Genomic DNA, 6509 nt, shown 5'->3' on the forward strand with positions numbered 1-6509 from the left:
GCCCCCACAACGCGCCGCCCCCCCGCGACACCGGCCCGCGCGTCAACGAGAAGATTCGCGCACCGGAAATCCGCCTGATCGGAGCGGAGGGCGAGAACATCGGGGGCGTGACCCCGGCCCGTGGCATGGCCCTCGCCGAGGAAGCCGGCCTCGACCTGGTCGAGATCTCGCCGAACGCCGCTCCGCCGGTGTGCAAGATCATGGACTTCGGCAAGTTCAAGTATGACCAGCAGAAGCGCGAGGCCGAAGCCCGCAAGAAGCAGAAGGTCATCGAGGTCAAGGAAATCAAGTTCCGCCCCGGCACCGACACCCATGACTACGACGTCAAGATGCGCAGCGTCATCAAGTTCCTGGAGGGGGGCGACAAGGTCAAGGTGACCCTGCGGTTCCGCGGCCGCGAGATGGCGCACCAGCAGCTGGGGCTCGAGCTGCTCAACCGGGTGGCCGCCGACGTGGCCGAGCTGGGCAAGATCGAGAACATGCCCAAGATGGAAGGCCGCCAGATGGTGATGATGATCGGCCCGCGCTGATCCTCACTGCTCCGGTCCACCGATGCGCCGCCCCATCCGGGCGGCGCCTTGCATTTCGGGGGGCAGTCCCGGGATCGGTCCGGGGGCGGCGCGAGCGCGCATCACAGCCCGCCCGCCTCCTCGATGAACGCCACGATGTCGGCCACGCCCACACCCGCGCGCAGGCTGGCCATGACCACCGGGCGCGGACCGCGGGCCGCGCGGGCGTCGGCCTCCAGCCGAACCGGATCGACTCCCACATGCGGCGCCAGGTCGGTCTTGTTGACCACCAGCAGGTCCGAACGTGTCAGCCCCGGGCCGCGCTTGCGCGGGATGTCCTGACCGGCGGCGGTGTCGATGACATAGATCGTCACATCCGCGAGTTCGGGGCTGAAGGTCGCCGCAAGGTTGTCGCCCCCGCTTTCGATCAGCACCACATCCAGATCGGGCAGGCGGGCGCGCAGATCCGCCACGGCGGCAAGGTTGATCGAGGCATCCTCGCGGATCGCGGTGTGCGGGCAGCCGCCGGTTTCCACACCGCGGATGCGCTCGGCCGGAAGCGCCTGGGCGCGCAGCAGGAACTCCGCATCCTCGGCGGTGTAGATGTCGTTGGTGATGACCGCGAGCGACCAGCGCGCCCGCATGGCCTTGCACAGCGCCTCGGTCAGGGTGGTCTTGCCCGCGCCGACGGGGCCGCCGATGCCCACCTTCAGCGGACCGTTGGCGCTGCGGCGCCGCGGGGCGGATGTTGCGGTCATGTCCTGCACAGGCGCACCTCCATGGTTTCGTGCTGCATGCTGCCCAGATCGGCGCGGAAGGCAGCGCCCCCCAGCGCGTCGGGCCCGGCGGTGGCGGCCTCGGCCGCAAGGTCCAGGATGGGGGCGTGCAGCGCCGCCAGAACGCGCTGCCCGCAGCTTTGGCCCAGGGGCACCAGCCGCACGGCAATCTGCACCAGGTTCGTGACCTGCGCCTGCAGCCACAGCGCCGCGACCTCGGCCAGCGGCAGATCGAGGCCGCGCGCCGCGCGCCCCACCACCACCGGATAGGGCGCGGGCGCAAGACCCAGCCCGACGGCGGCGGCGGCAAAGGCCGCGCCCTGCGCCTCGGTCTCCTCCAGCCGCTCGCGCGAGGGGGCCAGCGCGCGCGCCAGATCGTCGAGGTCCGGATCGGGCAGCCCCGCGCGCACCGCAAGGCACAGCAGGATCGTGTCGTTGCGCCCGGCCCCGTGGCGCAGCGTGTCGGCCATCCACGCCGCCAGCGCGTCAGCGGTGCCGACCTCGTCCCGCGCGATGGCCCACTCCAACCCCTGGGAATAGGCGAATCCCCCCACCGGAAACGCCGGCGAGAGCCATTGCGCCAGCGTCAGGCGCGCCGCCAGCGTCATTCGCCGCCATCGCCCCCGCTGAGGTCCGAGGCATCCAGATACGCCCGCTGCGCCTTGCCGTCGCCCTCGTCGTGCCCGTGGGAGTGGCCGTGGGAATGCCCCATCGTGCGGCCGTGGCCATAGGCGCCACCTTCGGGGCGGAACGGGCCGTCAAACGCCTCCAGCGTCGCGCCGAGGCCGCGCAGCATCTCCTCCAGCACATGGTCATGGCGAATCACCAGCCGATCCGGCGCGATCTCGCACGGGGTGTGGCGGTTGCCGATGTGCCATGCCAGCCGCGTCAGCGCGGGACCGGTGACGGCCACCAGCGGCTCGGCGGCGGCCTTCACCTCGACCATGGCGCCACCCGCGAGCACCAGCGCGTCGCCGTCCTCCAGGCTGACGGTCTCGGGCAGGTCGACGACGAACACCGTCCCGCCGTCGGCTGTCAGACGCTTGCGGCGCAGGAATCGCGCCTCATAGTCCAGCGTGACCTGATCGGCGGGACGGCCGGACCAGTCGCCGGCGCGCCGTACATCGGCGGCAATCACGGGGCTTTGGGACATGTGCACTCTCTCTGCTCGGGACGGGCGGGGCCATCATGACGACACCGGCCCGGAGGGCAAGGCGCGCGGATCAGAACAGGAAATACCGTTGCGCCATCGGCAGTTCGGTCGCGGGCTCACAGGTCAGCAGCTCACCATCGGCGCGCACCTCGTAGCGTTCGGGATCGACCTCGATCCGCGGCATGGCGGCGTTGAGGACCATGTCGGCCTTGCCGATGCCGCGGCACCCCTGGGCGGCAATCACCTCCTTGGCCAGCCCCAGCCGGTCGCCGATGCCCGCCGCCACCCCGGCGGCCGAGGCGAAGATCACCGCCGAGCGTTCCACCGAGCGGCCCAGCGCGCCGAACATCGGCCGGGAATAGACCGGCTGCGGCGTCGGGATCGAGGCGTTGGGGTCGCCCATCTGCGCACACACGATGGTGCCGCCGATCAGCACCATCTCGGGCTTCACGCCGAAGAAGGCGGGCGACCACAGGCACAGGTCGGCGCGCTTGCCCTCCTCCACGCTGCCGATGTGGCGCGACAGCCCGTGAGCGATGGCGGGGTTGATGGTGTATTTCGCGATGTAGCGGCGCACGCGGAAATTGTCGTTGTCGCCCTGTTCCTCCGCCAGGCGGCCGCGCTGCTGCTTCATCTTATGCGCCGTCTGCCAGGTGCGGATGATGACCTCGCCCACGCGGCCCATCGCCTGGCTGTCGGACGCCATGATCGAGAACGCGCCCATGTCGTGCAGGATGTCCTCGGCCGCGATCGTCTCGCGCCGGATGCGGGATTCGGCAAACGCCACGTCCTCGGGGATCGCCTTGTCGAGGTGGTGGCACACCATCAGCATGTCGAGGTGTTCCTCGATCGTGTTGGCGGTGTAGGGCATCGTCGGGTTGGTGGACGACGGGATCACGTTCGGCGCCGAACACACCTTGATGATGTCGGGCGCGTGCCCGCCCCCCGCCCCTTCGGTGTGGAAGGCGTGGATCGTGCGCCCGCCGATGGCCGCGAGCGTATTCTCCACGAACCCCGATTCGTTGAGGGTGTCGGTGTGGATCATCACCTGCACGTCCATGTCATCGGCCACCGACAGGCAGCAGTCGATGGCGCCCGGCGTGGTGCCCCAGTCCTCATGCAGCTTCAGCGCGAACGCGCCGGCGTTGACCTGTTCCACCAGCGCCGCGGGCAGGCTGGCGTTGCCCTTGCCCGCGAACGCCAGGTTGATCGGCAGCGCGTCGGCGGCCTGCATCATCCGCCCCAGATGCCACGGCCCCGGCGTGCAGGTGGTCGCCAGCGTGCCGTGCGCGGGTCCGGTGCCGCCCCCGGTGATCGTGGTCAGGCCCGAGTGCAGCGCGTCGTCGATCTGCTGCGGGCAGATGAAGTGGATGTGCACGTCGATGCCACCGGCGGTCAGGATCCGCCCCTCGCCTGCGATCACCTCGGTGCCGGGGCCGATGACGATGCTCACGCCCGGCTGGGTGTCGGGATTGCCGGCCTTGCCGATCGAGTGGATGCGCCCGTCGCGCAGGCCCACATCGGCCTTGTAGATGCCGGTGTGGTCCAGGATCAGCGCGTTGGTGATGACGGTGTCCACCGCGCCCTGTTCGCGCGTGGCCTGGGACTGGCCCATGCCGTCGCGGATCACCTTGCCGCCGCCGAACTTGACCTCCTCGCCGTACACGGCCGCGTTGGCACCGCTGCCGCCGTTCAGCGCCGCGCCCACGGCCAGCGCGGTCAGGTCCCGCTCCACCTCGATGATGAGGTCGGTGTCGGCCAGCCGCACCCTGTCGCCGGTGGTCGGGCCATACATGTCGGCATAGGCGGCGCGGGAGATGCGGCTGGGCATGGGCGGATCCCTGGATTGGGGAGAGGGGTCAGACGGGCGTCGACTTGGCCACGCCGGTGGGGGTTGCGGGCCGGTCCGCCGCCTTTGAGCCGGGCTGCGGTGCGGCCTGGGTTGCGGGCTTCGGGTCGGCCTTTGCCTCCGCCACGGGCGCGGACTTCGGTTCCGGCGAGGGCGCAGGCTTCGCTTCCGCCACGGGCGCGGGCTTTGCCTCCGCCGCGGGCGCGGGCTTTGCCGACGTCGCGGACGCGGACTTCGGTTCCGGCGAGGGCCCGGGCTTCGCTTCCACCGCGGGCGTGGACTTCGGTTCCGACGAGGGTCCCGGGCTCACCTCCGCCTTCGGCACAGGCTTCGCCTGCGCCTTCGGTTCGGGTTTCGCCTCGGGCTTCGGCCGGGACCTTGTCTTTGCGTGCGGCGCGGGTTGGGGCTTTTTCGCCCGCTTCGCGTCCACCTCGGAGGCCGGCCGCGCGGCGGCTTTCGGCTTGGGGTCCGGCGATGCGTCGGCTGCGACCCCGGGCCCGGGCGTCGGCTGCGGCCGTGGTGCAGGGCCTGGCTCGGGCGTCACCGCCTCCCAGGCCTTCGGCTCGGGCCGGGCGTCCGCAGTCGCCCCCCGCCGCGCCTGCGCGACCGGTTCCGGGGCAAGCGCGACCGCCGGCGCGGGCCTTGACCCGGTCTTCGGCGCGGACGGCGCCGGATCGGGCGCGTCGGCGGGTCGCGCCGCGGCCCTGCACAGTGCCGCGAGGTTGCGATCCATCATCGCAAGCGGCGGCATGCCGAGGATCTGACACATCCGCAGCGTCATCTCGGCGTTGGTCTGTCCGACCTTGAGCCAGAAGCCCATGGCCTCGCTCCACATCACCACCGGTGTTGTCATACGGATCATCGCGCATCCTCCCCTGACAGATACATTCCCCCTCAGATGGGGCCCATCACCGCCCGATTGAAGCCATGGATGCGCCGATCGCCGCCATAGGCGACAAGTTGCACATCCCGGCTCTGGCCCGGCTCGAATCGCACGGCGGTCCCGGCGGCGATATCGAGGCGCATGCCCCGTGCCGCCGCACGGTCGAACGACAGCCCGGCGTTGGCCTCGGCGAAGTGATAGTGCGAGCCGACCTGGACAGGTCGGTCGCCGGTGTTGGCCACCCGCAGGGTCCGCGTCTCGCGGCCCGCGTTCAGCTCGATGTCGCCCTCGGCGGTCAGGATCTGTCCGGGGATCATCGGGGGGTCCTCTCGCTCATACCAGCGCCAGAACGCGCGCGGGGCCGCCGGTGCCGCCGCGGAACTTGGGTGCCCCCACCACCAGCGTCGCACCCGCCGCGGGCACATCGTCCAGACCCGCGATGCACTCGATCCCATAGCGCCCCGCAGGCAGCCAGGCGTAATGCGTGGCAAAGTCCGGCGACGGCCCATGATCGAGCGACAGCGTGTCCACCGCGATCACCGCCGCGCGCGTCTCCTCCAGCAGCATCCGCGTCGCCTCGATGTGGAAGCCGGGAAAATGCAGCCCCTCCGCATCGCCCCGAAACGACGCATCGCCCACCCGCGCCGCCCAGCCCGAGTTCATCGCCACGCAGGCGTTGTCGGGGATCGGCCCGTGCGCCGCGATCCACGCCGCCAGATCGTCGGGCGTCACCTGCGCGTCACGGTCCGCGGCGGCACGCGCGCGGATGTCGATCACGCACAGCGGCACCACCAGCTGCGACAGCGGCAGTTCGTCCACCGACAGCCCGTCCGCCGAGAAGTGCAGCGGCGCATCGATGTGGGTGCCGGTATGCTCGTCAAGGGTCAGCACATTGAGGTTGTAGCCATCGGCGTCGAACGCGAACTGCTGATCGAAGCTCAGCCCCGGCGCCCCGCCAAAGGTCGGAAAGTCGGGCGAATGGGTGTGCGTCAGGTCGACCACCCGCGCGGCCCCCTGCGCCAGCGCGGCCGGGGCCGCGCCCAGCATCGTGCCGCCCGCAACCACCGCCCCCGCCGCCGAAGCGCGAAAGAGGTCGCGCCGCGACAGCATCCTGGCCTTGACGGCCTCAGTCACACAGACATGGCACATGGGTCTCGTCCTCCGGTTTCCTGTGGCACCACTGTTGCCGGTGTGCGGGCGTCAGGCAACCGCCATGCCAAGCCCCGCCAGCACCGCCAGCCCGCCCAGCGTGCGCCCCGCCACCGGCCAGCCGACCCGCGCCATCCCGCGACCGAGCACGAGGCCCAGCCCGATCAGCCCGATCGTCGACAGCCCGAAT

The 6509-nt window shown here is 71.0% G+C and carries 8 protein-coding genes; 1 reads left to right on the forward strand and 7 read right to left on the reverse strand.

Annotation, left to right across the window (positions count from 1 at the left end; genetic code table 11):
- On the forward strand, positions 1-530 hold a 530-nt coding region (gene infC, locus CCR87_RS12645), incomplete at its 5' end, for a translation initiation factor IF-3 (protein WP_201157889.1).
- Positions 531-631: 101 nt separating this feature from the next.
- Here the strand turns inward: infC and ureG are convergent.
- The 7 genes from ureG to CCR87_RS12680 all read right to left on the reverse strand — a co-directional run bounded on the left by ureG (position 632) and on the right by CCR87_RS12680 (position 6319).
- On the reverse strand, positions 632-1267 hold the full coding sequence (gene ureG, locus CCR87_RS12650) for an urease accessory protein UreG (protein WP_201157890.1): 636 nt from the start codon (positions 1265-1267) through the stop codon (positions 632-634).
- Positions 1264-1893, reverse strand: a complete 630-nt coding sequence (locus CCR87_RS12655; RefSeq protein WP_201157891.1) for an urease accessory protein UreF — start codon at positions 1891-1893, stop codon at positions 1264-1266. Before CCR87_RS12655 ends, ureG begins: the two co-directional genes overlap by 4 nt.
- Positions 1890-2438 (reverse strand): urease accessory protein UreE, encoded by a 549-nt coding sequence (ureE, locus tag CCR87_RS12660; RefSeq protein ID WP_201157892.1) that lies wholly within the window; start codon positions 2436-2438, stop codon positions 1890-1892. Before ureE ends, CCR87_RS12655 begins: the two co-directional genes overlap by 4 nt.
- Before the next feature lie 70 nt (positions 2439-2508).
- Positions 2509-4269 (reverse strand): urease subunit alpha, encoded by a 1761-nt coding sequence (gene ureC, locus CCR87_RS12665; RefSeq protein WP_201157893.1) that lies wholly within the window; start codon positions 4267-4269, stop codon positions 2509-2511.
- Between the two features lie 28 nt (positions 4270-4297).
- Complete coding sequence (locus tag CCR87_RS12670) at positions 4298-5149, reverse strand: hypothetical protein (protein WP_201157894.1); 852 nt, start codon at positions 5147-5149, stop codon at positions 4298-4300.
- Positions 5150-5181: 32 nt separating this feature from the next.
- Positions 5182-5487, reverse strand: a complete 306-nt coding sequence (locus CCR87_RS12675) for an urease subunit beta (protein WP_201157895.1) — start codon at positions 5485-5487, stop codon at positions 5182-5184.
- Positions 5488-5503: 16 nt separating this feature from the next.
- Entirely contained in the window at positions 5504-6319 is an 816-nt protein-coding gene (locus tag CCR87_RS12680; RefSeq protein WP_201157896.1) for a cyclase family protein, read from the reverse strand.
- Positions 6320-6509 lie beyond the last annotated feature (190 nt).

It is taken from the genome of Rhodobaculum claviforme (genome assembly GCF_016653255.1).
In the GTDB taxonomy this organism is placed as follows: Bacteria; Pseudomonadota; Alphaproteobacteria; order Rhodobacterales; family Rhodobacteraceae; genus Rhodobaculum; species Rhodobaculum claviforme.